This is a genomic window from Pseudomonas sp. IT-P258 (genome assembly GCF_949767825.1).
GTDB classification, from domain to species: domain Bacteria; phylum Pseudomonadota; class Gammaproteobacteria; order Pseudomonadales; family Pseudomonadaceae; genus Aquipseudomonas; species Aquipseudomonas monachiensis.
The window spans coordinates 446,954-470,741 of sequence record NZ_CATKPU010000043.1 but is presented as its reverse complement, the minus strand read 5'-3'; the positions used below and the strand labels follow the sequence as shown (position 1 = coordinate 470,741).

The 23,788-nt window shown below is 60.7% G+C and carries 18 protein-coding genes; 5 read left to right on the top strand and 13 right to left on the bottom strand.

Translation table 11 applies throughout. The features are described from left to right. Positions 1-73 precede the first annotated feature (73 nt). A complete protein-coding gene (locus ACM6G4_RS17975; protein ID WP_414914234.1) occupies positions 74-1,564 on the bottom strand; it encodes an aldehyde dehydrogenase family protein in 1,491 nt (496 codons plus the stop codon). Between the two features lie 175 nt (positions 1,565-1,739). Here ACM6G4_RS17975 and ACM6G4_RS17970 point away from each other — a divergent pair, with 175 nt between their 5' ends. The 3 genes from ACM6G4_RS17970 (at position 1,740) to nadE (ending at position 4,916) form a co-directional block, all read left to right on the top strand. Beyond that, positions 1,740-2,651 (top strand): LysR family transcriptional regulator, encoded by a 912-nt coding sequence (locus ACM6G4_RS17970; RefSeq protein WP_414914233.1) that lies wholly within the window; start codon positions 1,740-1,742, stop codon positions 2,649-2,651. 206 nt (positions 2,652-2,857) lie between these two features. Continuing rightward, the gene (gene pncB / locus ACM6G4_RS17965; protein WP_414914232.1) at positions 2,858-4,084 is read left to right on the top strand and encodes a nicotinate phosphoribosyltransferase; all 1,227 of its coding nucleotides are present in this window, start codon (positions 2,858-2,860) and stop codon (positions 4,082-4,084) included. 4 nt (positions 4,085-4,088) lie between these two features. Next, entirely contained in the window at positions 4,089-4,916 is an 828-nt protein-coding gene (gene nadE / locus ACM6G4_RS17960; RefSeq protein ID WP_056725430.1) for an ammonia-dependent NAD(+) synthetase, read from the top strand. Positions 4,917-5,066: 150 nt separating this feature from the next. On the opposite strand, the gene azu is transcribed toward nadE, so the two are convergent. Next, positions 5,067-5,513 (bottom strand): azurin, encoded by a 447-nt coding sequence (gene azu / locus ACM6G4_RS17955; protein ID WP_056725433.1) that lies wholly within the window; start codon positions 5,511-5,513, stop codon positions 5,067-5,069. Positions 5,514-5,857: 344 nt separating this feature from the next. On the opposite strand from azu, the gene ACM6G4_RS17950 reads away from it, so the two are divergent. Then, the gene (locus ACM6G4_RS17950) at positions 5,858-6,445 is read left to right on the top strand and encodes a TIGR00730 family Rossman fold protein (RefSeq protein ID WP_414914231.1); all 588 of its coding nucleotides are present in this window, start codon (positions 5,858-5,860) and stop codon (positions 6,443-6,445) included. Positions 6,446-6,513: 68 nt separating this feature from the next. After that, positions 6,514-6,693 carry a hypothetical protein gene (locus ACM6G4_RS17945; RefSeq protein ID WP_007973286.1) on the top strand — a complete coding sequence of 60 codons (180 nt, stop codon included), beginning with the start codon at positions 6,514-6,516 and terminating at the stop codon, positions 6,691-6,693. A 224-nt stretch (positions 6,694-6,917) separates the two neighbouring features. Here the strand turns inward: ACM6G4_RS17945 and ACM6G4_RS17940 are convergent, their stop codons facing one another. The 11 genes from ACM6G4_RS17940 to rnr all read right to left on the bottom strand — a co-directional run bounded on the left by ACM6G4_RS17940 (position 6,918) and on the right by rnr (position 23,739). Next, positions 6,918-7,808: a transglutaminase family protein gene (locus ACM6G4_RS17940; RefSeq protein WP_223541723.1), complete on the bottom strand. Its 891-nt coding sequence runs from the start codon at positions 7,806-7,808 to the stop codon at positions 6,918-6,920. Next, positions 7,808-10,294: a circularly permuted type 2 ATP-grasp protein gene (locus tag ACM6G4_RS17935; protein ID WP_414914230.1), complete on the bottom strand. Its 2,487-nt coding sequence runs from the start codon at positions 10,292-10,294 to the stop codon at positions 7,808-7,810. Before ACM6G4_RS17935 ends, ACM6G4_RS17940 begins: the two co-directional genes overlap by 1 nt. An 88-nt stretch (positions 10,295-10,382) precedes the next feature. Next, positions 10,383-13,658, bottom strand: coding sequence for a DUF2126 domain-containing protein (locus tag ACM6G4_RS17930; protein WP_414914229.1), 3,276 nt, complete (start codon positions 13,656-13,658; stop codon positions 10,383-10,385). Between the two features lie 301 nt (positions 13,659-13,959). Next, positions 13,960-16,263: a YgiQ family radical SAM protein gene (locus ACM6G4_RS17925; RefSeq protein WP_056725442.1), complete on the bottom strand. Its 2,304-nt coding sequence runs from the start codon at positions 16,261-16,263 to the stop codon at positions 13,960-13,962. A 194-nt stretch (positions 16,264-16,457) separates the two neighbouring features. Further along, positions 16,458-17,855, bottom strand: coding sequence for a replicative DNA helicase (gene dnaB / locus ACM6G4_RS17920; protein WP_056725443.1), 1,398 nt, complete (start codon positions 17,853-17,855; stop codon positions 16,458-16,460). 108 nt (positions 17,856-17,963) lie between these two features. Then, positions 17,964-18,410, bottom strand: a complete 447-nt coding sequence (gene rplI, locus ACM6G4_RS17915) for a 50S ribosomal protein L9 (protein ID WP_007973276.1) — start codon at positions 18,408-18,410, stop codon at positions 17,964-17,966. A 19-nt stretch (positions 18,411-18,429) separates the two neighbouring features. Next, a complete protein-coding gene (locus ACM6G4_RS17910) occupies positions 18,430-19,323 on the bottom strand; it encodes a hypothetical protein (protein ID WP_056725445.1) in 894 nt (297 codons plus the stop codon). Between the two features lie 36 nt (positions 19,324-19,359). Further along, positions 19,360-19,590, bottom strand: coding sequence for a 30S ribosomal protein S18 (rpsR, locus tag ACM6G4_RS17905; RefSeq protein WP_002551829.1), 231 nt, complete (start codon positions 19,588-19,590; stop codon positions 19,360-19,362). Between the two features lie 28 nt (positions 19,591-19,618). Beyond that, positions 19,619-20,041, bottom strand: coding sequence for a 30S ribosomal protein S6 (gene rpsF / locus ACM6G4_RS17900; RefSeq protein WP_008048087.1), 423 nt, complete (start codon positions 20,039-20,041; stop codon positions 19,619-19,621). Between the two features lie 306 nt (positions 20,042-20,347). Beyond that, a complete protein-coding gene (gene rlmB, locus ACM6G4_RS17895) occupies positions 20,348-21,115 on the bottom strand; it encodes a 23S rRNA (guanosine(2251)-2'-O)-methyltransferase RlmB (RefSeq protein ID WP_414914228.1) in 768 nt (255 codons plus the stop codon). Next, entirely contained in the window at positions 21,112-23,739 is a 2,628-nt protein-coding gene (gene rnr, locus ACM6G4_RS17890; protein ID WP_414914227.1) for a ribonuclease R, read from the bottom strand. Before rnr ends, rlmB begins: the two co-directional genes overlap by 4 nt. Between the last annotated feature and the right edge of the window lie 49 nt (positions 23,740-23,788).

The window sequence follows — 23,788 nt, the reverse complement described above, 5'->3', positions numbered from 1 at the left end:
ACAAAATCGCAGCCAGCCACAGTCCCGTAGGAGCTGCCGAAGGCTGCGATCTTTCCAGCTTCACAATCAATACTTAATCGAAGGTGATGCCCTGCGCCAACGGCAACTCCAGCGAGTAGTTCACGGTGTTGGTCTGGCGGCGCATGTAGCCGCGCCATGCATCGGAGCCGGACTCACGACCGCCGCCGGTTTCTTTCTCGCCACCGAACGCGCCGCCGACTTCCGCGCCGCTCGGGCCGATGTTGACGTTGGCAATGCCGCAGTCACTGCCCACCGCCGACATGAACTGCTCGGCTTCACGCACGTCGGTGGTGAAGATGCACGAGGACAGGCCTTGTGGCACGGCGTTGTTCAGGCGCAGGGCTTCCTGGAAGTCGCTGTAACCGACCACGTACAGGATCGGGGCGAAGGTTTCGTGGCACACCACATCGCTCTGCTCGGGCATTTCGACGATGGCCGGTGAAACGTAGTAGGCATTCGGGAACTTGTCTTGCAGCTGACGCTCACCGCCAAACACCCGGCCGCCTTCGCTCAAGGCCTGCTCCAGCGCATCCTGCATGTTGTCGAAACTTTGCTTGTCGATCAGCGGGCCGATCAGGTTTCCTTCCAGCGGATGGCCGATACGCACTTTCGAGTACGCCGCTTTCAGGCGGGTGACGATTTCCTCTTTCACCGACTCATGGGCGATCAGGCGACGCAGGGTGGTGCAGCGCTGACCGGCGGTGCCGACGGCGCTGAACAGGATCGCGCGAACGGCCATGTCCAGGTCGGCGCTTGGACCGAGGATCATTGCGTTGTTGCCGCCCAGTTCCAGGATGCTGCGGGCGAAACGTGCGGCGATTTTCGGTGCCACTTCACGGCCCATGCGGGTGCTGCCGGTGGCGCTGACCAGCGCGACACGCGGATCATCGACCAGGGCTTCGCCGGCATCGCGACCGCCAATGATCACTTGGCTCAGGTACGGTGGGGCATCGCTGAAGTTCTTCAGCACGCGATCGAACAGCGCCTGGCAAGCCAGTGCGGTCAGCGGGGTCTTTTCCGACGGTTTCCAGATCACCGGGTTGCCGCAGACCAGCGCCAGCGTGGCGTTCCAGGCCCATACCGCGACCGGGAAGTTGAATGCACTGATCACCCCGACAACGCCCAGCGGATGCCAGGTTTCGCGCATGTGGTGGCCAGGACGCTCGGAGGCGATGGTCAAACCGTACAACTGGCGTGACAGGCCGACGGCGAAGTCGCAGATGTCGATCATTTCCTGAACTTCACCCAGGCCTTCCTGGGTGATCTTGCCGGCTTCCCAGGACACCAGCTCGCCGAGGTCGGCCTTGTATTCGCGCAGGATGTCACCCAGTTGCCGTACCAGCTCGCCACGGCGCGGCGCCGGGACCTTGCGCCACAGTTCGAACGCATGATCCGCGCGACTGATGTGCTGCTCGACTTCAGCAGCGCCCTCCCAGTTCACGGCGGCAATCGTGCTGCCATCGATCGGCGAATGCACCGGCACTTTGCCGTTCTGGTACAGGGCCGGGTTCACACCTAGACGATCAAGCAATGCGGCAACCATGGGTCACTCCTCAAGCAAAAGACAGAACACGTGCAGCCGGAAATTCACGGCTGATCAGACCTGTAGTTTTAGCTGCCCGGAGGTTACTCAACAAACGACCATTAAGAGAGATATCATTCCGTTTATTCATGCTGTGCATTGCTGGCAATAAAGAGACAAGAACCAAGGACCGCCCATGCTGAATAAACGCTACTTGCCATCGATCGCTGCGTTGCAGTGCTTCGAGGCCGTCACCCGGCATTTGAGCTTCACCCGGGCCGCCGAAGAGTTGAACCTGACCCAGAGCGCCGTGAGCAAACAGGTCGCACAACTCGAAGAGCTGTTGCAGCACCTGCTGTTTCGCCGGGTGCGCCGACGCCTGCAGATGACGCCGGCTGGCGACCTGTACCTGGTTGAGGTGCGAAAAATCCTCACGCAGGTCGAGATGTCGACCCATTACCTGCGTTCCTACGGCGGCGAGACTGAAGTCCTGCGCGTCTCGACACCGCCGACCTTCGGCGCACGCTGGCTGGTGCCGCGCCTGAAAGGCTGGCGCCTGCGGCATCCGTCGATCCACCTGGACCTGTGCAGCGAACAGGAAGCCGACGACTTGCTGCAAGGTCGCAGCGACCTGGCGTTCTATTTCGGCCAGGGTTCGCGGCCGGGTTCCGAATGCCTGAAGCTGTTCGGCGAAGAGCTGGTGCCGGTGTGCGCCCCTGGCAGCCTGCCGGACACACCGTTTACCGATCCGACGCAACTGACGGACCTGGTCCTGCTGCAAAACGCTTCCCGCCCCCAGGCCTGGCATGACTGGTTCGACCATCAGGGCTACCACACCGAGCACAGCTACCACGGCCCGCGCTTCGAAACCTTTTATATGTGCATCCGCGCCGCCCAGGTCGGTTGCGGCGTAGCGTTGTTGCCGCGTTTTCTGGTGGAGGAAGAACTGGCTGACGGCAAGCTGGTCATTCCCTGGCAGCATGCAATGCCCAGCACCGACGCCTATTACCTTGCATACCCGGAGCACTCGGCGGAAGTGCCCAAGGTGCGGGACTTTGTGAAGTGGATGCTGGAGCAGATCGATAGCCCGGAGATGTCGCAAATTTAGGGTTGCACGCCGTACCTGTGGGAGCGGGCTTGCTCGCGAAGGCGTAATACCGGTCAATATTGATTTTGAATGTGCCGGCCTCTTCGCGGGCAAGCCCGCTCCCACAGGGATCTGGAGTGATCCAAGAAATCGCTGGCATTCCAACCCAGTGATATGCGCCACTAGCGCCACCGATCAATACCGCTGCAACGCTGGAGATTCCCGTTATGAGCGAGAGTGTGTTTGCCGATCGCATCGTGCAGAACCTGCTCGACACCGACTTCTACAAACTGACGATGATGCAGGCGGTGCTGCACAACTACCCGAACGTCGAAGTCGAATGGGAGTTTCGGTGCCGTAACGGCGAGGACTTGCGCCCGTATCTGGCGGAAATCCGCTTCCAGATCGAGCGCCTGTCCGAACTGAGCCTGAGCGCCGACCAATTGAGCTTTCTGGAGCGCATCAGCTTCCTGAAGCCGGACTTCCTGCGTTTTCTCGGTTTGTTTCGCTTCAACCTGCGCTACATCCACACCGGCATCGAAAACGGTGAGCTGTTTATCCGCCTGCGTGGCCCCTGGCTGCATGTGATCCTGTTCGAAGTGCCGCTGCTGGCCCTGGTCAGCGAGGTGCGCAACCGCTATCGCTACCGCGAAGTCGTGCTGGAGCAGGCCCGCGAGCAGCTCTACCGCAAGTTCGACTGGCTGAGTGCTAACGCCAGCAGTGATGAATTGTCGGAATTGCAGGTGGCCGATTTCGGCACCCGCCGTCGCTTCTCGTATCGGGTGCAGGAAGAAGTGGTGAACGTGCTCAAGCACGATTTCCCCGGACGCTTCGTCGGCACCAGCAATGTGCACCTGTCCCGGGAACTGGACATGAAACCCTTGGGCACCATGGCCCACGAATGGATCATGGCGCACCAACAACTCGGCCCGCGGCTGATCGACAGCCAGATCGCCGCCCTCGATTGCTGGGTCCGCGAATACCGTGGCCTGCTGGGGATTGCCCTGACCGACTGCATCACCATGGATGCCTTCCTCGGCGATTTCGATCTGTTTTTCGCCAAGCTTTTCGACGGTTTGCGCCACGATTCAGGCGATCCGGTGGTCTGGGCGGAAAAAGCCATCGCCCACTATCACAAGCTCGGCATCGACCCGATGAGCAAGACGCTGACCTTCTCCGACAGCCTGACATTGCCCAAGTGCCTGGAAATATTCCGGGCGCTGCGCGGTCGGATCAATGTCAGCTTCGGCATCGGCACCAACCTGACCTGTGATATTGCGGGTGTCGAACCGATGAGCATCGTGCTTAAAATGGCCGCCTGCAACGGCCAGCCGGTGGCGAAGATCTCCGACGAGCCAGGCAAGACGCACTGCAAAGACCCGAATTTCGTCGCTTACTTGCGACACGTTTTCCAGGTTCCTGCCACCCTTTCAAGTACATCAAGCAAGGAGTGAATTCATGCAAGCCGTACAGCGTGAGATTGCTGAACAGCTCAAGGTCCAGCCGCCATTCGCCGACGAAGCCGCCCTTGAGGCCGAAGTCGCCCGGCGGGTGACCTTCATTCAGGACTGCCTGGTCAACTCCGGGCTCAAGACCCTGGTACTGGGCATCAGTGGTGGTGTCGACTCCCTGACCGCTGGCCTGCTGGCCCAAAGGGCCGTCCGTGAACTGCGCCAGCGCAGCGGTGATGCCGCCTACAAGTTCATCGCCGTGCGCCTGCCCTACGAAACCCAGTTCGATGAGCACGACGCCCAGGCTTCGGTGGATTTCATCAAGCCGGACGAGCGCCACACCGTGAACATCGGCGCGGCGGTCAAATCCCTGGCCAATGAAGTGGCGGCCTTCGAAGGCAAACATGCGGTGTCGGTGGACTTCGTGCTCGGCAACACCAAGGCGCGCATGCGCATGGTCGCCCAGTACACCATCGCCGGCGCGGCCCATGGCCTGGTGATCGGCACCGATCACGCGGCGGAAGCGGTGATGGGTTTCTTCACCAAGTTCGGTGACGGCGCCTGCGATCTGGCGCCACTGAGTGGCCTGGTGAAAAACCAGGTCCGCGCCATCGCCCGCAGCTTCGGCGCGCCGGAGTCGCTAGTGGAGAAAGTCCCGACCGCCGACCTTGAAGACCTGTCGCCGGGCAAACCGGACGAAGCCTCCCACGGCGTGACCTACACCGAGATCGACGCCTTCCTGCACGGCGAACCGGTGCGTGAAGAGGCGTTCAAGATCATTGTTGATACGTACAACAAGACTCATCACAAGCGGGTGATGCCGTTTGCGCCGTAACGCCTGCGCGCAGGAGCGTGTAGGAGCTGTCGAGTAAAACGAGGCTGCGATCTTTTGATGTTCAAGATCAAAAGATCGCAGCCTGCGGCAGCTCCTACAAGTGCAAAAAAAGCGTCCACTAAGGACGCTTTTTTTATGACTGCGATTCGATTACTTCAGGGTAACCGTACCTTTCATCATCGAGATGTGGCCCGGGAACGAGCAGAAGAAACCGTACTTTTGAGCCGCATCCAGCTTGGACACATCGAAGGTCACCGAGTCTGTCTCGCCAGCGCCGATGACCTTGGTGTGGGCAATCACGCGGGCGTCGCCTTCCTTCAGGTAGTTCTTGTCGATGCCGGCGCTCAGGCCGTCGGTGGCGATCGGCTGCATGTCGGCTTCTTTACTCAGCACCCAGTTATGGCCCATGACGTTCTTCGGCAAGCTGCCGGAGTGCTTGAGTTCCACGGTAAACGTCTTGCAGCTCTTGTCGATTTCAATGGCCTTCGTGTCGAAAGACATCTGGTCGGTGGAGTCGACAGTGACTTTGCACTCTGCAGCCATCAATTGGCTGCTAGCCAGTGTCAACAGGGATACCGCAACAAGTTTGGCAAACATGGTGAATCTCCAAGGCAGGGTTAACGAAATCGCGAATAAACAGAAGACTGCCTGAAAACCTCGCAAGTTCATATGACTTGAATCAAAAATTGTATACAACTTTCGCGCTATGACACCGATGCGAAATATCTACCGGCCAAGCGTCTGGCCCGGGCCTATCATCAGACCGTCCCCCTTCAAATGGAACGTCTGTCATGTCAATCAACAGCCTGTTGTGCAGTTTGCTCGCCGCCTATGCCTGCGGCGCCAGCGGTACGTACGAAACTTCGGAACAACAAGTCTAGCCCTTGGAGTGCCGTGCGCCTGCCTTTACTCTGTGGCCCTGATCGACCATGGAGCAAGGCATGTCTTTAACATCCGTTTGTGTATTTTGTGGTGCCAGCACCGGCACCAACCCGGCTTACCGCGAAGCAGCCGTGGCCCTTGGCCGGGCGTTGGCCGAGCGCAAGCTGACCCTGGTGTATGGCGGTGGCGCCGTGGGCCTGATGGGCATCGTCGCCGATGCGGCCCTGGCGGCCGGTGGTGAAGTGATCGGCATCATCCCGCAAAGCCTCAAGGACAAGGAAATCGGCCACAGCGGCCTGACTCGCCTGGAAGTCGTCGATGGCATGCACGCGCGCAAGGCCCGGATGGCCGAGCTAAGCGATGCCTTTATCGCGCTGCCCGGTGGCCTTGGCACCCTCGAAGAACTGTTCGAAGTCTGGACCTGGGGCCAGCTCGGCTACCACGGAAAACCGCTGGGTTTGCTGGAAGTGAACGGTTTCTACAGCAAATTGACGTCTTTTCTTGATCACATCGTCGGCGAAGGCTTCGTTCGCGGGCAGCACCGTGACATGCTGCAAGTGAGCGAATCGCCGCAAACCCTGCTCGATGCTCTGGATGCCTGGCAACCGTCCGTAGCGCCAAAATGGGCCGAGCAAAAACCCAGCTAACGGCTCGGCACCGATACAAGGCAGAATATGCGCCGCTCAACCTCACCTTCGACCCCAGAGGATCGCCCATGGCTAAACCTAATTATTCCTTCGCCAAACGTCAGAGAGACTTGGCCAAGGAGCAGAAGAAAGAGGAAAAGCTTCAGCGCAAGAAAGCTACAGCTGAAGAAGCGGCACTGAACCCTGAGGGTGAAGTGGCGGCAGAAGACGATGTTGATGCACCGAAAGACTCGGCGCCTGACGCCTGAGAACCTCCGGGCCCGATAACCTGATCAGGCCCACCGGATCTGTGTCCAAGGTTGGCAGCTTTGCTGTCGACCCTCACAGGCCAGTCTGAAATACCCCTTTCCAGAAACCACTGCACATCCCCTGTGGGAGCGGGCTTGCTCGCGAAAGCGCAGTGTCAGGCAACATCCTTGTTGAATATGAAATTGCTTTCGCGAGCAAGCCCGCTCCCACATTTTGACCTGCGTTAATCCAGTGGCATTACGGTCACACGCACTTCCGGATCATGGTTGCCCCCACCCAGAATCACCCCCCGCAACGGCGACACATCGGAAAAATCCCGGCCCCAGGCCAGGGTGATGTGCTCCAGTGCCGGTTGCACATTGTTGGTCGGATCGAAATCCACCCACCCCAGCACCGGACAAAACACCGAGACCCAGGCGTGGGACGCATCGGCGCCGATAAGCCGAGGCTGGCCCGGGGGTGGCTGAGTCAGCAAGTAGCCGCTGATGTAGCGCGCCGCCAACCCTCTGGAACGTACGCAAGCGAGCATCAGGTGGGCAAAGTCCTGACAGACCCCGCGCCGACGCTCCAGCACCTCCACCAGCGGCGTCGCCACCTGGGTCGCCTCGGCATCGAAGGTGAACTCGCTGAAGATTTTCTCCATCAGCGCCTGCACGCCGAGCAATAACGCTCGACCGGGCGGAAAACAGCTTTGCGAGAACTCGACGAAGTTTTTCTTCAAATGCACATACGGCGATTCGAAGCGGTATCGGCAGGCTTCAAGCAGCTCGGGCGACAGCGGCTGGCTGCTGTAGGTCAGCGCGCTACGGGTCTGTTCCCACGCGGGTGACCGATTGAAGTCCAACGCAGGCCGGGGCAGCACTTCAATGGTCAGGCTGGCGTTGACCAGCAATTCATCATGAGGACGCTCGAACGCCAGCCGGGTCAGCGGATTACCGAACACATCCAGTTCATCCCGACGCGAGGTCGGCTCGGGGCTGATCTGCAATTGCCGGTCGGTGCAGCGCTGCCAGGCACAAGGCCGCGGCCACAAATGCGCCAGTTGCTGGGCCAGGGACACCGGGCTGTCGTAGTGGTAATGGGTGTCGTGGAAAATCTGGTAATGAGCACTCATCAGACGGACACCGTGCGTTGGCTGACATCATCGACATGGGCGAAATGCCGCAGCGCCAGGCGATCGGAAACCTGCCCGCTGGCGTCGGCGATCTCTTGCAGCAGCGCGGCCAGCCCCTCGATGGCGGCGCGAACACTGGCGTCGCCGAACAGCGGGTTTTCCAGGCAGCCCAGATCGAATCGCGCCAGACGCTCGACCAATTGTGGCAGCGCGGCTTCACGCGGCACGCCAAAGTCATCGTTGAGACGCTTGAGGGTGCGGGTCACCAGTTTCAACTGGAACAACACGGCATGAGGGTTCTGCTCGTCGAGCAAAAGCAGGTCGAGCACCGGGATCAACTGTGCCACCGCCAGGTATCGAGAACGGTAGGTGATGCTGCTGTTGCCCAGTTCCAGCAGCCATTCCAGCCCGGCCTGGTCAAAAGCCCCGGCGCCCCGAAGGAACGCCGCCAGGCTGCCGCTGAGAAATTGCAGGCGCTCGATCCGTCGGCCAATCATCAGGAAACGCCAGCCTTCGTCCCGGGTCATGTCGTCCAGTGCAAAGCCGGACAGCGCCGCCAGGGACATCACCAGACGGTTGAGGAAATCCAGCAGCTCGCCGAAATCCGGCTCTTCGGTTTCCAGCTCCATGGCTTCGCGCTGCAACTCCACCAGCGCCTGCCAGTTTTCCCGCGAGAGCTTGCCGCGCACCTGCGAAGCAGCCCACTGCAAGCGCTGCAGGTTGGAACGCAGGCTGAACGGCCAGTCATCACCGAGCAACGCCGCCAACAGGCGCTCCTGCAACTCGCCCTCCTCGGGCAGCAATATCAGCCGTTCGCCGAGGTCCACAGCGGCCTGCAGGGCTTGCGGGTCGTCGCCGTCGACATAGCGCGCCAGCATGATGCGCAGCAAACGGGCACTGTCGTCGCAACGCTCGCAGTAACGACCGAACCAGAACAGGTTTTCCACGACTCGCGACGGCAGGTACGGATCGCGCCGCACCAGATCGTGAACGCCGATGTTGCGCTGGGCCTTCCATTGTTCGCCACTGGGCGCACGCTCGCCCAACACCCAGGTGTCCTTGCTGGCGCCACCGCGCTGCATCGACACCACTTCGGCATCGGCTTGGGCGGCGACCCGGGTCAAGCCACCGGGCAATACCCGATATCCCTCGCGACTGGCCACCGCATACACGCGCATGCCGATGGCGCGGGGTTGCAATTGACCGTCTTCGGCTTGCCAGATCGGCGCCTGGGACAACTGCGCGAGTTCTTGCGCCACATAGGCGTAGGGCCGAGCCTGCATGCGCTCGGCGAGTTCCTGGCGCTGTTTTTCACTCAAATCCCGGCCAAATACCGGAGCAAAGCTCTGGGACGGAAACGCCGGCTTGATCAGCAGTTCCGGCAGTTTCTCCAGGGCCTGGGCCAGAACCGGCGCTTCGCCACACCACCAGGTGGCGATGGACGGCAGGATCAGTTCTTCGCCAAACAGGAATTGATTGATCTTCGGCAGGAAGCCCAACAAACCGGGCGACTCCAGCACTCCGCTGCCGAGGGCGTTGGCCACCAGCACCCGCCCCTGCCGCACGGCTTCCAGCAGGCCCGGCACGCCGAGGGCTGAGTCGGTACGCAGTTCCAGCGGGTCGCAGAAATCGTCATCAAGCCGACGCATGATCGCGTGAACCCGACGCAGGCCACTCAGTGTTTTCAAGTAGACCGTGGCGTCGCGCACCGTCAGGTCGCCGCCCTCCACCAGCGGATAACCGAGCTGGCGAGCCAGATACAAATGTTCAAAATAGCTTTCGTTGAAACGCCCCGGTGTCAGCAGTACCACCAACGGCGCGTCCCCGTCACTCGGGGCCTGACGGGCAAGGGTTTCCTGCAAGGTGCGGAAGAACCCGGCCAGGTGCTGCACTTTCAAATCGCGGTACAACTCGGGAAAGGCCCGGGACACAATCGTGCGGTTTTCCAGCGCATACCCGGCTCCCGAAGGCGCCTGGGTACGATCCGCCGTCACCCACCAGCGACCATCGGGTGTGCGCGCCAGATCCACGGCATACAGATGCAGAAAGGCCCCGTCGGGCGGGCTGATACCCTGGCAGGGCCAAAGGAAGTTGTTGTGACCGAACACCAGCTCGGCGGGCAGCAGACCTTCGGCAATCAGCCGTTGCGGACCGTAAAGGTCAGCCAGCACGGCATTGAGCAAGCGCGCCCGCTGAGCGATGCCCGCCGACAACTGTTGCCACTCATCAGCTGCGATGACATGGGGCAGCAGGTCCAGCTCCCACGGCCGGTCCGCGCCCTTGGGATCGGCATAGACGTTATAGGTAACGCCGTTTTCCTGAATCTGCCGGGTCAGCAGGGCCTGACGCTGCACCAGCTGCGCCGGCGTGCTGCGTTGCAACTGCTCGAACAGCCGGCACCAGTGCGGGCGCACGGCGCCACTGTCGTCGAGCAGTTCGTGATAGGTGCCCGCCGTCAGCGGGTAGCGGTCTAGCAGGTCAGGCATGGAAAGCTCGGCAGACAGCAATGAACGGTCAGACTAACGCAGGCTCGTGACGCCCGGATATACGAAAAATCCGAGCGTCGCGTACGGTTTAGAAACGTCGCAAATCGAGTGTCATAGGTAGCTCGTCATTAATTTCCACATTGGGTACAGGAAGTTTTCCCGGCGTGTGTCCGATGCGGAAGAACCGCGCCATTCGCCGGCTCTCCGCTTCATTGGCATTGACCGGCAAGCTGTCGTAATTGCGCCCGCCCGGATGGGCCACGTGGTACTGGCAACCGCCCAGCGAGCGCTGCATCCAGGTGTCGAGCAGGTCGAACACCAGCGGCGCGTGCACCGGGATGGTCGGTTGCAGGCAGTTGGCCGGTTGCCAGGCGCGAAATCTCACGCCCGCGACGAATTCGCCTACACGTCCGGTGGGCTGCAAGGGCACCGGAATGCCGTTGCAGGTCAGCAGATAACGCTGGGGCGGCAAGCCGCTGAGCTTGACCTGCAAGCGCTCCAGCGACGAATCCACGTAACGCACCGTACCGCCCATGGCGCCCTCTTCGCCCAGCACGTGCCAGGGTTCGAGCGCCTGGCGCAGTTCCAATGCAATGCCGCTGACGGCGTAGTCGCCAACCTTGGGGAAACGGAACTCCAGATGCGCGGCGAACCATTCCGCCCGCACCGGATAACCGGCGGCGTTGAGGTCGACGATGACATCGGCGAAGTCTTGCTCGATAAAGTGCGGCAACAGGAAGCGATCGTGCAGCTCCGTTCCCCAGCGCGCCAGTTTCGGCGGTGCATAGGGCTCGCGCCAGAACCGCGCGACCAGCGCCCGCAGCAACAGCTGTTGCGCCAGGCTCATTCGGGCATGGGGCGGCATCTCGAACGCACGCAGCTCCAGCAACCCCAGGCGCCCGGTGGCACCGTCCGGCGAATAGAGTTTGTCGATGCAGAACTCGGCACGGTGGGTATTGCCGGTCACATCGATCAGCAGATTGCGCAGCAGCCGGTCCACCAACCATGGCGGACATTCTTCACCCGGTTCAGGCATCTGTGCGAAGGCAATTTCCAACTCGTACAAGGCATCGTTGCGCGCTTCGTCGACACGGGGCGCCTGGGATGTCGGGCCGATGAACAATCCGGAAAACAGGTAGGACAGCGACGGATGGTTGTGCCAGTAGCTGATCAGGCTGCGCAGCAGATCCGGGCGACGCAAAAACGGCGAGTCCCCCGGCGTCGCGCCACCCAGCACGAAGTGGTTACCGCCGCCCGTGCCGGTGTGTCGGCCGTCGATCATGAATTTCTCGGTGGTCAGCCGGGTCTGGCGCGCTTCTTCGTAGAGGAATTCTGTGCGCTCGACCAACTCATCCCAGGTCGCGGACGGCTGCACGTTGACCTCGATCACCCCCGGATCCGGGGTGATGCGGAAATTGCTCAGGCGTGGATCGCTCGGCGGCTCGTAGCCTTCCAGCAACACCGGGCACATCAGCTCTTCGGCGGTGGCTTCGATGGCAGCGACCAGTTCGAGATAGTCCTCGACCCGTTCCAGCGGCGGCATGAACAGGTACAACCGACCCGCCCGCGCCTCGGCGCAGAAGGCGGTACGGGTCAGCCAGTCGGCGGACTCGTCGATCTTCGGTGCGCGTTCCTGCACCTCGGCAGCTTCGCTTTGGCTTTGCAGTTGCGTGGTGTCGGGCAGCGGCGGGAAGTCTTGATTCGGGTCTTGCGGATGAATGAACGGATATTCCGCCGCTTTCACCCAGGGTTGCGAACCCAGCGGCAAGCGATAGCCCAGCGGCGAGTCCCCCGGCACCAGTCGGCAGTGCTCGTCGCGCAAATACCAGCGGCCGCTCTGCCATTGATCGCCCTTGGCAGTGCGCGCCAATGGAAGGACCTGGCCAATCACCTTGTCCAGGCCTTGGCTGAACACTTTGCGCAGGCGCGCACGCTCCAGAGGTTCTTCCAGGCGCGAGTCTTCGGCGCTGACGTTTTGCGGCAGCATCCCTTCGCGCCAGAGGTAATAGAAATTGTCTTCGTAGGCCGCAAACACAAAGCGTGTCGGAATTTTCAGGCGTTCGGCGACACTCGCCAGAAAACGCCCGGCCAGTGCTCCGTCGGCGCCGTAGTCTTCCTGCTCGTCGGCGATCAGCGCGCTGTTGTGCCAGATCGGCACGCCGTCACGGCGCCAGTAGCAATTGAGCGACCAGCGCGGCAGTTGCTCGCCGGGGTACCACTTGCCCTGCCCGAAATGCACCAGCCCCTGGGGCGCGTAGTGTTTACGCATGCGTTGGAACAGTTCGGAGGACAACCGTCGTTTATCCGGCCCCAATGCCGCGGTATTCCATTCGGCGCCATCCGGGTCATCGATGGACACAAAGGTCGGCTCGCCGCCCATGGTCAGGCGTACATCACCCTCCAGCAGGTCGGCATCGATCTGCCGGCCCAGGGCCTGGATCGCCAGCCACTGGTCGTCGGTGTAGGGCTTGGTGACCCGTGGTGCCTCCCAAATTCGCTCCACGGACATTTCGTGGCTGAATTCGCACTCGCAGGGTTCCACCAGGCCACTGATCGGCGCCGCTGAGGACGGATCGGGACTACAGGCCAACGGAATATGTCCTTCACCGGCAAACAGCCCGGAAGTCGCATCCAGGCCGATCCAGCCAGCACCGGGCAAGTACACCTCGCACCAGGCGTGCAGGTCGGTGAAATCCACTTCGGTGCCGGACGGCCCGTCGAGACTTTTGACGTCGGCGGTCAGCTGGATCAGGTAACCCGACACAAAACGCGCCGCCAGCCCCAGGTTGCGCAGCAATTGCACCAGCAACCACGCGGAGTCGCGGCACGAACCGGAGGCCTGGTCGAGAGTGTGCTCAGGTGTTTGTACGCCGGGTTCCATGCGGATCAGGTAGTCGATGTCTTCGCTCAGGCGCTGGTTGAGCGCGACGAGAAAGTCCACGGCAGGCAACGGAGTGCGGTCGATGCCGTCCAGGTAGGCCTTGAACTTCGGCGTCAGGGGCAGGGTTTCCAGGTACGGCGCCAGCTCCTTGCACTCATCCGCGGCATAGGTGAAGGGGATTTTTTCCGCGTAGGGTTCGAGGAAGAAGTCGAACGGATTGAAGATCGCCATTTCGGCCAGCAGATCGACTTCGATTCGCAATTCTTCGGTTTTTTCCGGGAACACCAGCCGCGCCAGGTAATTGCCCTGAGGGTCCTGCTGCCAGTTGATGAAGTGCTGTTCGGGGGAGACTTTCAGCGCATAGGACAGAATCCGCGTGCGGCTGTGGGCAGCGGGACGCAGGCGAACAATCTGCGGGCCGAGCTCGACAGCGCGGTCATAGCGGTAATGCGTGACGTGGTGCAATGCGACATGAATCGACACGGCGTGCCTCCTGCGAGCCTTGAGCGTATGGGAAAGCGCGCAAGACTTATGCCATCCAGCAGCACTGGCGCTTTCTTCGGTTGCCTGAGGCAGTACAGCACCAAAATCGGGCGATGCAGGGAAATGGTTTGTATCGATTGCACGTAAATGTGGCGAAGATAAAGGATCGCAGCCTTCGGCAGCTCCTACATTGGAATGGCTTACACCTGTAGGAGCTGCCGAAGGCTGCGATCTTTTGATTTTGGAATTAAATGCAAAACGCCAACCCGAAGGTTGGCGTTCTGTTCAGCTCAAGCGAGGTTTAGCGCGGCACGACCGGCTTGCGGGTCGGCTTTGGCCCCTTGCCCTTGGCCGCGTCCTTGCGCTCCTTGGCCGCCTGCTGGTTGCGGGCGAACGCCGCGGCCTTGGCCTGTTCGCGCTTGTCCCACGGGTTGCCGCCATCGCTGGCACGTGGTGGCAGGCCGGTGTGCTGGGTCAGGATCTTGGTGGTCTTTTCCCCTGCAACCTTGTGGCTGCCGGCCGGCGTCGAGTTCTTGCGCCGGGCGCTCTGGTAGCTGTCGGTCGACGGCTGGTGCAAAGGAATCAACTGGTTCTTGCCCGGCCCGATCAGGTCGGCGCGCCCCATGCGGGTCAGTGCTTCACGCAGCATCGGCCAGCCTTTCGGGTCGTGATAACGCAAGAACGCCTTGTGCAGACGACGCTGCTCTTCGCTCTTGACGATGGTTACCGCGTCACTCTTGTAGGTGACCTTGCGCAGCGGGTTCTTGCCCGAGTGGTACATCGCGGTGGCGGTGGCCATCGGCGACGGGTAGAACGCCTGCACCTGGTCGGCACGGAAGCCGTTGCCCTTGAGCCACAGGGCAAGGTTCATCATGTCTTCATCGGTGGTGCCCGGGTGGGCCGCGATGAAGTACGGAATCAGGTACTGCTCCTTGCCCGCTTCCTTGGAGTACTTCTCGAACATGCGCTTGAACTTGTCATAGCTGCCGATGCCCGGTTTCATCATCTGGTTGAGCGGACCTTCCTCGGTGTGTTCCGGGGCGATCTTCAGGTAGCCACCGACGTGGTGGGTCACCAGTTCCTTGACGTACTCCGGCGACTCGACCGCGAGGTCGTAACGCAGGCCGGAAGCGATCAGGATTTTCTTCACACCCGGCAACTCACGGGCACTGCGGTACAGCTGGATCAGCGCCGAGTGGTCGGTGTTCAGGTTCGGGCAGATACCTGGGAACACGCACGATGGCTTGCGGCACGCGGATTCGATTTCCGGGCTCTTGCAGGCGATGCGGTACATGTTCGCGGTGGGGCCGCCGAGGTCGGAGATCACGCCGGTAAAACCCGGGACTTTGTCACGAATTTCTTCGATTTCGCGAATGATCGACTCGTGGGAACGGTTCTGGATGATCCGGCCTTCGTGCTCGGTGATCGAGCAGAAGGTGCAGCCGCCGAAGCAGCCGCGCATGATGTTCACCGAGAAACGGATCATGTCGTAGGCCGGGATCTTCTCCTTGCCGTACGCCGGGTGCGGAATGCGCGCATAAGGCATGCCGAACACGTAGTCCATTTCTTCGGTGGTCATCGGAATCGGTGGCGGGTTGAACCAGACGTCGACTTCGCCATGCTTCTGTACCAGCGCACGTGCGTTGCCCGGGTTGGTTTCCAGGTGCAGCACCCGGTTGGCGTGGGCGTAGAGCACCGCGTCGTTACGGACCTTTTCCACCGACGGCAGACGAATCACGGTCTTGTCACGGGTCATGCGCGGGCTGGCCAGGATCTGCACGACCTTGGCTTCCTGCGGATCCTCGACCGAACCTTTTTCCTGCTCGATGGCGCAGGCCTGGGTGTCCTGGGTGTTCACGTACGGGTTGATGATCTTGTCGATCTTGCCCGGACGGTCGATACGCGTGGAGTCCACTTCGTACCAGCCCTGCGGCGTGTCGCGACGGATGAACGCGGTGCCGCGCACATCGGTGATGTCTTCGATCTTGTGGCCGTAGGACAGGCGCTGGGCGACTTCGACAATCGCACGCTCAGCGTTGCCGTAAAGCAGGATATCGGCGCTGGCGTCGATCAGGATCGAGTTACGCACACGGTCCTGCCAATAGTCGTAGTGGGCGATGCGGCGCAGGGACGCTTCGATGCCGCCGAGCACGATCGGCACGTGCTTGTAGGCTTCCTTGCAGCGCTGGCTGTAGACCAGGCTGGCGCGGTCCGGACGCTTGCCGGCCAGGCCACCTGGCGTGTAGGCATCGTCGGAACGGATTTTCTTGTCGGCGGTGTAGCGGTTGATCATCGAGTCCATGTTGCCGGCCGCGACACCGAAGAACAGGTTCGGCTCGCCGAGCTTCATGAAGTCGTCTTTGGACTGCCAGTTCGGTTGGGCAATGATCCCGACGCGGAAACCCTGGGACTCCAGCAGCCGGCCGATGATCGCCATGCCGAACGACGGGTGATCGACGTAGGCGTCACCGGTGACGATGATGATGTCGCAGGAATCCCAGCCGAGCTGATCCATCTCCTCCCTGCTCATGGGCAGGAACGGCGCTGGCCCGAAACATTCGGCCCAGTACTTGGGATAGTCAAATAACGGCTTGGCTGCTTGCATGTCGATAACCGGTGTTGGCTTTCATTGAATTTCGCGGGCGCGGAATATAGCACAAATTTTGACCAATTCCGACGGCTGTGGTCGGAAATTGCGCGTTACTCATGTGGGAGCGGGCTTGCTCGCGAAGGCGGTGCGTCAGTCAACATTGATGTTATCTGACGCACCGCCTTCGCGAGCAAGCCCGCTCCCACAGGTTACTCGTCGTCGTCGAAGTTATAGCTACCCGGCGCCAGGTTTTCGAATCGCGTGTACTTACCGATAAAGGCCAGGCGAATAAAGCCGATCGGCCCGTTCCGCTGCTTGCCGATGATGATTTCGGCAATGCCCTTGTGCTCGGTCTCGGGGTGATACACCTCGTCGCGATACACGAACATGATCACGTCGGCGTCCTGCTCGATCGCTCCGGATTCCCGCAAGTCGGAGTTCACCGGGCGCTTGTTCGGGCGCTGTTCCAGGGAACGGTTGAGCTGGGAAAGTGCCACCACCGGGCAGTTGAATTCCTTGGCCAGGGCTTTCAGGGATCGGGAGATCTCGGAAATCTCGTTGGTCCGGTTGTCACCGCTGGAACCCGGGATCTGCATCAATTGCAGGTAGTCGATCATGATCAGGCCGACTTCGCCGTGTTCACGTACCAGGCGGCGGGTCCGCGCGCGCATTTCCGACGGGCTGATGCCGGCGGTATCGTCGATGAACAGCTTGCGGTCGTTGAGCAGGTTGACCGCCGAGGTCAGGCGCGGCCAGTCGTCGTCTTCAAGCTGACCGGAGCGGACCTTGGTCTGGTCGATACGGCCCAGGGAGGACAGCATACGCATGATCAGCGATTCGCCTGGCATCTCGAGGGAGTAAACCAGGACGGCCTTCTCGCTGCGCAACACGGCGTTTTCCACCAGGTTCATCGCAAAGGTGGTTTTACCCATCGATGGACGGCCGGCGACGATGATCAGGTCGGACGGTTGCAGGCCGCTGGTTTTCTCGTCGAGGTCGGTGTAACCCGTGGACAGGCCGGTAATGGCGTTGTCGGTGTTGAACAAGGTATCGATGCGGTCGATGGCCTTGGTCAGCAGGTCGTTGACGCCCACCGGGCCACCGGTTTTTGGCCGGGCCTCGGCGATCTGGAAGATCTGCCGTTCGGCTTCGTCAAGAATCTCGGCGGCGGTGCGACCTTCAGGGTTGAACGCACTGTCGGCGATTTCGGTACTGATACCAATCAGTTGGCGCAACGTCGCCCGCTCGCGAACGATCTGCGCATAGGCCTTGATGTTGGCGACGGACGGGGTGTTTTTCGCCAGTTCGCCCAAGTAACCGAGGCCGCCGACCTGAGAAGTCTGACCTTCCTTGTCCAGTTGCTCGGACAGGGTCACGACGTCGATCGGCATGTTCTGATCGGCCAGCTTGGCGATCGCACGGAAAATCAGGCGGTGGTCATGTCGATAGAAATCGCCGTCGGAGACTTGATCGAGCACACGCTCCCAGGCGTTGTTGTCCAGCATCAGACCACCGAGCACAGCCTGTTCGGCTTCGATGGAATGCGGCGGCACTTTCAGCGCGGCGGTTTGCAGATCGTATTGCTCAGGAGCGGAGATATCGTTCATGGCCACTTGAAATTGGAGGAATCAGAAAGACAAAGGGCACGACCTGTAAACAGGATCGTGCCCGATGTTACCGGCAAGCACCCGAGGGTGCCAGCCGACAAGTGCTGCTTAAGCTGCTACCACGACAACGCGTACGGTGGCTTCAACTTCGGCGTGCAGGTGCACGGCTACGTCGAATTCGCCTACGTTGCGGATGGTGCCGTTCGGCAGACGAACTTCGCTCTTCTGCACTTCAACGCCGGAGGCGGTCAGTGCGTCAGCGATGTCGTGAGTACCGATCGAACCGAACAGCTTGCCTTCGTCGCCAGCGGTGGCAGTGATGGTCACTTCCAGCTCGGCCAGTTGGGCAGCGCGGCTTTCAGCCGATGCTTTGCGATCTGCTGCAGCTTTTTCCAGCTCAGCGCGACGCTCTTCGAACGCAGCCAGGTTGGCTGGGGTCGCAGCGGTAGCTTTGCCGTAAGGCAGCAGGTAGTTACGACCGTAACCAGCCTTAACGTTCACTTTGTCACCCAGGTTGCCCAGGTTGGTGACTTTTTCCAGAAGGATCAGTTGCATGTGAAAATCCTCTTAACTTTTAACCTTCACCGTTCGCGTTATCGGCATCTTTCGGTGCCGAACGACCGCGAAAATCAATCAGGCTGTCGACGATGGCCAGGACCACCAGCAACGGATAGATCAGCTGCATGAACAGCAACAGCGTCACGTACAACCCCACCAGCCAGAACCTGGCCAGTCGCTTCTGCGCCACCAGCCCATGAATCAGGGCCAGCCCGGCGAACACCAGCGGTACGCTGCACAACGGCGTCAACATGGCCATCTGTGAACCGAGATTCGGCCCCAAAAGCATGCACGCCAGCAGCAACATCGCTGGCAACAGCGGGATGCGGATGGCGCGAAACTCGCGACCAAAACCGCCCGGGTTGTACAACAACGCCTGCCAGTAACGCCCGACAAGCAGGCTCAGCAAGCTGACGATTTGCAACAACGCCGCAATCAGGCCGGTCAGGACCGGTGCAATCAGGGACGCGAAACGCGCTTGTTCGTCTACCGACAACTTCTGGTAGACATCGCCGAGTAGCGACGGCATGACTTTGATCAAAGCCTGCGCCAGCATCTCGATCTGGGGAGCAAAAGCTGTCCCCAACACCACTGAAAACACCACTCCCATCGCTATGCTGACCAGCAGCACGCGGTTCCAGGACTCGCTTGCGCGCAAAACCAACGCAAGGCTCGCAGACCCCAGCAGCACCAGAAGTGCCCGTGGGTCGTCGGAGTAAAGCCACCAGGCCAATGCCGGCAGCAGTCCCAGAGCAAGAACGCCCAAGGCGTCCCTCAATCCGCGCCGCAGGAGCACAAGGCATCCGGCGGCAGCACCCAACCAATACAACAACGGCAATGCCGCGCATCCAGCCACTACCAGAGTGGCCTGCATACGGCCGCGCATGATGAACTCAGCTATGGCCCGCATGCATTCAATCCTTTGCTACGTGTCGACTGCCCGGTCTCAGCGGCCGTGGCTGTCGGTGTAGGCCAGCAGGGCCAGGAAGCGGGCGCGCTTGATAGCGGTGGCCAGCTGACGCTGATAACGAGCTTTGGTACCGGTGATGCGGCTTGGAACGATTTTGCCGGTCTCGGATACGTAGGCTTTCAGAGTGTTGAGATCTTTGTAATCGATCTCTTTCACGTCTTCAGCGGTGAAGCGGCAGAATTTACGACGACGGAAGAAACGTGCCATGTAATTGGCTCCTTAAAAGGTCCGTGGATTACTCGTCAGCGTTATCGCTGTTGTCGCTGTCATCACTATCAGCGCTTTCAGCGCCTTCGTGCTCAGGACGGTCGCGACGCTCACGGCGCTCACTGCGGTTTTCTTCAGCCTTGAGCATCTCGGACTGGCCGGTAACGGCTTCGTCGCGACGGATGACCAGGTTACGGATCACTGCATCGTTGTAGCGGAAGTTGTCTTCCAGCTCGGCCAGGGCCTTGCCAGTGCACTCAACGTTCAGCATCACGTAGTGAGCCTTGTGAACATTGTTGATTGCGTAGGCCAGTTGACGACGGCCCCAATCTTCCAGACGGTGGATTTTGCCGCCGTCTTCTTCGATCAGCTTGGTGTAACGCTCAACCATGCCGCCGACTTGCTCGCTTTGATCCGGGTGGACCAAAAAGATGATTTCGTAATGACGCATGAATGCTCCTTACGGGTTGTAGCCTGCCGCTCAAAAGCGGTCAGACAAGGAGTGAATGACACTTATGGACTTGCGGACGCTAGACACGTTGGTGCCTGCCATCACAGCAAGGGGCGCAATTGTAGAGAAGGGGCGAGGGAGGCGCAAGGTAATTGGTGATTATTTGAACAGCCAACATTCATGCCACACCACAAAACACTGTGGGAGCGAGCTTGCTCGCGAATGCGGCAGCACATCCAACATTTTTGCTGAATGTTACTCCGCTTTCGCGAGCAAGCCCGCTCCCACATTTTGATTGCGCCGAGCTTAGGACTTCTTGGCAGCAGCCTTGGCTTTGACACTGCGCTGGCGCTGTGCCTCGAACAGACAAACGCCGGTCGCCACGGAAACGTTGAGGCTGCTGACGCTGCCGGCCATCGGCAGGTTCACCAGGTAGTCGCAATGCTCGCGGGTCAGGCGACGCATGCCCTTGCCTTCAGCGCCCATGATCAGGATGGTCGGGCCGGTCAGATCCTGATCATACAGGCTGACCTCAGCTTCACCGGCCGTACCGACAACCCACAAGCCGCGCTGCTGGAGTTTTTCCAGAGCGCGCGCCAGGTTGGTCACGGCAACCAGCGGAATCACTTCCGCCGCGCCGCAGGCGATTTTTCGTACAACCGGAGTCAGGGTCGCCGACTTGTCCTTCGGCACGATCACCGCCAGCGCACCCGCCGCATCGGCGGAACGCAGGCAGGCGCCGAGGTTGTGCGGATCGGTCACGCCGTCGAGCACCAGCAACAACGGCGCGCCGTCGGTGCGATCGAGCAACTCGTCGAGCATCGCCTCGCCCCAGACCTGGCTCGGACTCACGTCCGCGACCACACCCTGGTGCACGCCTTCAACCCAGGCGTCCATTTCACGGCGCTCGGCCTGGCCGACCTGGACCCGGTTTTCGTTGGCCAGTTCGATCAGCGTCTGGACCCGAGGGTCATTGCGACCTTCGGCCAACCAGATCTGCTTCACGCGTTTCGGGTGGTGACGCAACAACGCTTCTACAGCATGTACGCCGTAGATCTTTTCCAACTGACTCATGGCTTGGCCTTAGGTTTACGCGCCCCGCCACTCTTGGCTGGAGCCGAGCCCGCTTTTGGCGGACCTTTACGATGTTTGCTCGGTTTGGCTGGCTTGCCGCCGACGGCCTTGTCAGGCGTCGACCGACTGGTCTTTCCCCCAGACGCCGCTTTACCGCCGCTTTTCGCACCGGCCAGCAACGCCTGCTTCATTTCACGGCTTTTGCGCACTTCGGCGTTTTTCGCCGCCGCATCGCTCGGGCGATAGGCTTCTACAGCCTTTTCCTTGGCAGGACGACGACCGGTTTTTGCCGGGGCCGGTTCTGCTTCGACTTTCGCTGCGGGTGCGGTGCTTTCGGTGCCACGCTTCTTGCGGCCGATCGGTGCGCTAATGGTTTTCTCGGCCATCTCGAAGTCGATCTTGCGTTCGTCGAGGTCGACCCGCATGACCCGCACTTCCACGGTATCGCCCAGGCGGAAGCTGCGACCGGTACGCTCACCGGCCAGGCGGTGGTGCACAGGATCGAAGTGGTAGTAATCGCCCGGCAGCGCGGTGACGTGCACCAGGCCTTCGACATAAATGTCTGTAAGCTCGACGAACAGACCAAAACCGGTCACGGCGGTGATCACACCCGGGAACGATTCGCCCACGCGGTCTTTCATGAACTCGCACTTGAGCCAGTTCACTACGTCGCGGGTCGCCTCGTCTGCACGGCGCTCGCTCATCGAGCACTGCTCGCCGAGTTGCTCCAGGGCCGCTTCGTCGTACGGATAGATGCGCGCTTTCGGAATGGTCATCGCACCGGCACGGCGAACGTGCGGGGTGTTCTGTTTCGAATGGATCACGCTGCGAATCGCCCGGTGCGTGAGCAAGTCAGGGTAGCGGCGGATCGGCGAAGTGAAGTGGGTGTACGCCTCGTAATTCAGGCCGAAGTGGCCCTGGTTATCGGCGCTGTACACCGCCTGGCTCAACGAACGCAGCATGACGGTCTGGATCAGGTGGAAATCCGGACGATCCTTGATACCGGCCAGCAATGCCTGGTAATCCTTCGGCGACGGACCGTCCTTGCCTTTGTGCAGGGACAGGCCGAGCTCGCCGAGGAAGGCGCGCAGCTTTTCCAGACGCTCCGGTGGCGGACCATCGTGGACACGATACAGCGCCGGGATTTCGTGCTTTTTAAGGAACTCGGCGGTGGCCACGTTGGCCGCCAGCATGCATTCCTCGATCAGCTTGTGCGCATCGTTGCGCACGGTCGGACGGATTTCGGCGATCTTGCGCTCGGAACCGAAGATGATCCGGGTTTCCTGGGTTTCGAAATCGATCGCGCCACGTACGTGACGGGCCGCCAGCAACACCTTGTACAGCGAGTACAGCTGCTTGAGGTACGGCACAACGTCGGTGTACTCACCGCGCAGCTTGCGCCCTTCGGTGGCTTTCGGCGTTTCCAGCATGGCGCTGACCTTGTTGTAGGTCAGACGGGCATGGGAGTGGATCACTGCTTCGTAGAAGCAGTAGTCGGTCATTTCGCCGGATTTGGAGATGGTCATCTCGCAAACCATGGCCAGACGATCGACTTGCGGGTTCAGCGAGCACAAACCGTTGGACAGCTGCTCAGGCAGCATCGGGATCACGCGCTCGGGGAAATACACCGAGTTGCCGCGAACCTGCGCTTCGGCATCCAGCGCCGAACCGAGCTTCACGTAACTGGATACGTCGGCAATCGCCACGTACAGCTTCCAGCCACCCGAGAACAGGCGCAGCTTGCCCGGACGAGCTTCGCAATAGACCGCATCATCGAAGTCGCGGGCATCTTCGCCGTCGATGGTGACGAACGGCAGATGGCGCAGGTCGATGCGCTTCTCTTTGTCTTTCTCTTCGACTTCCGGCTTGAGCTTGCCGGCTTCCTTGAGCACGGCGTCAGGCCAGACGTGAGGAATGTCGTAGGTGCGCAGGGCGACATCGATTTCCATGCCCGGCGCCATGTAGTTGCCCACGACTTCAACCACGTCGCCTTGCGGCTGGAAGCGTGGTGTCGGCCAGTGAGTGATCTTCACTTCGACGAACTGACCGATCTGCGCGTTAGCGTTACGACCTGGCGTCACCAGCACTTCCTGCTGGATCTTCGGATTGTCGGCAACCACGAAGCCGATGCCGCCCTCTTCGAAGTAGCGGCCGACGATGGTTTCGTGAGCGCGGGACACCACTTCGACGATCATGCCTTCGCGGCGACCGCGACGGTCCAGGCCAGATACACGGGCCAGGGCACGGTCACCATCGAACACCAGACGCATCTGCGCCGGGCTCATGAACAGGTCATCGCTGCCGTCGTCCGGCACCAGGAAGCCGAAGCCGTCGCGGTGACCGCTGATGCGACCCAGGATCAGATCAAGCTTGTCCACCGGCGCATAAGTGCCGCGACGGGTATAGATGAGTTGAGCGTCGCGCTCCATGGCGCGCAGACGGCGGCGCAGGGCTTCGATCTGGTCTTCTGTGGTCAGACCAAACTCTTCGACCAGTTGCTCGCGGTTAGCAGGCGAACCTCGATCAGCAAGATGCTGAAGGATCAATTCGCGGCTAGGAATAGGGTTTTCATATTTTTCCGCTTCACGAGCGGCCTCGGGATCGAGGGACTGCCAATCGGCCATTAGAGAGTTTTCACCTTGTCTATATGCGGGTTAGTTTGGCATAGGCGTA